The following is a 1,531-nucleotide window of genomic DNA, read 5'->3' as shown; positions in this document are numbered from 1 at the left end:
AAGGCCGTCGGCAACGCGCCGGGCCAAGCGGCCGCCGATATTCCCTGGCTGAAGCTGGAAGTCACCGCCCGCCGCGGCAACGGCGTCCTTGCGCCCGTCACCACCGTCCAGCGCATCAACACACATGGCGGCAAGCTCGACGGTGCCTGCGAGAAAGCCGGCGAGTTCAAGAGCGCGCCGTACTCGGCCGATTACGTTTTCCTGAAAAAGGGCTGAGACGAAGCGCGCCTATCAGCTCGCTTCGCCCCCACCTTCGCCAGCTCCGCCGCGGCAAGATCGCCGGTGTCGGCCAGCCGCGCCTTGGCGGTGGTGTGGACGTGGTCGGCGAGCGTCGGCATGCGCTCGATCAGGGCGTGAAAATCCTGGGCGTCGAGCACCAGAAGGCGCGTTTTGCGCGTCGCTGTCACCGTGCCGCTGCGTTTTGTTTTGTGCAGCAGCGCGATCTCGCCGAAGAAAGTGCCGTCGCCGAGCCGCACATGCTGGCTCGGCAGCGCGATCTCGACCTCGCCGGCGGTGATGAAATACATCGACGAGGCGGCATCGCCACGGCGCACCAGGATCTCGCCCTGTTCGATGGTGCGCGCCCTGAGCAGCCGCATGATGTCGGCGATTTCAGCTGCCGCCAGATGCGAGAACAGCGGCACCCGCGCCAGCATGCCCCAGGTCACCACGAAGTCGCGCCGCTTCACTTCCTCCGCGAACGCGGAGGAGATGATCGCGACCGGCAGCGCGATCATGGCAAAGCCCGACACGATGGCGAACACCGAGATGAACTTGCCGAGCGGCGTCACCGGCACGACGTCGCCATAGCCGACGGTGCCGAGCGTCACGATCGCCCACCACATCGCGTCCGGAATGGTGCCGAGCTTGCTGGGCTGCACGTCACGCTCGACGGCGTAGAGCAGCGAGGCAAACGTCAGCACCACACCGAACAGGATGACGATGCAGCCGATCAGCGCCCGCCGCTCGGCATGCACGGCCGCGAGCAGCGAGCGCATCGCCGGCGAGTACCGTATCAGCTTGAAGAACGGCAGCACGCCGAGCGCGGCGAGCGTCGCGTGCCGTCCCGTCGCCAAAACAATCGCGGCGGGCAGGAACGCCATCAGATCGATGATACCGAGCGCGGAGAAGGCATAGGACAGCCGGTCAGCGAGAGCCGAGCGCTGGCGCGGCGTGTGGCCCGCAACCGTCCAGAGCCGCGCCGCGTATTCCAGCGCGAACACCAGCACGGACAGGATGGTGATGGCCGCGAACAGCGCGCCGAACTGCGCATCGACCTCCGGCACCGAGGCAAGGATCATCGCGGTCACGTTGAGCACGATGACGCCGATGATGATCTGGATGAAGCGCGATCCGGCCGAATAAGCCAGCGGATCGTGCTCCAGCAAGTCGTAGAGGCGATCCCTCACATTGGGATCGCGAAGCCCACGCCCACGCGCAACGGGGCGCATGATCCCTAAGCGCCTGCCATCGCTTTTTCGATCGCGCTCAGCGCCTCGGTCGCCTTGGCGCCGTCGGGGCCGCCGGCCTG

General features: G+C 66.8%; 2 protein-coding genes. One reads left to right on the top strand and one right to left on the bottom strand.

Going from position 1 to position 1,531, the window contains the following annotated elements; all coding sequences use genetic code 11:
- Positions 1 to 216 (top strand): DUF3455 domain-containing protein (locus MOV74_RS37860; RefSeq protein WP_246932586.1); only part of this gene is annotated, 216 nt, incomplete at its 5' end.
- Here MOV74_RS37860 and MOV74_RS37855 read toward each other — a convergent pair.
- Positions 192 to 1,451, bottom strand: coding sequence for a cyclic nucleotide-gated ion channel (locus tag MOV74_RS37855; RefSeq protein ID WP_246932584.1), 1,260 nt, complete (start codon positions 1,449 to 1,451; stop codon positions 192 to 194). The genes MOV74_RS37860 and MOV74_RS37855 overlap by 25 nt on opposite strands.
- Positions 1,452 to 1,531 lie beyond the last annotated feature (80 nt).

The sequence above is a fragment of the Bradyrhizobium sp. SHOUNA76 genome (assembly GCF_023006445.1).
In the GTDB taxonomy this organism is placed as follows: domain Bacteria; phylum Pseudomonadota; class Alphaproteobacteria; order Rhizobiales; family Xanthobacteraceae; genus Bradyrhizobium.
This window is presented reverse-complemented; position numbering and strand designations above follow the sequence as displayed.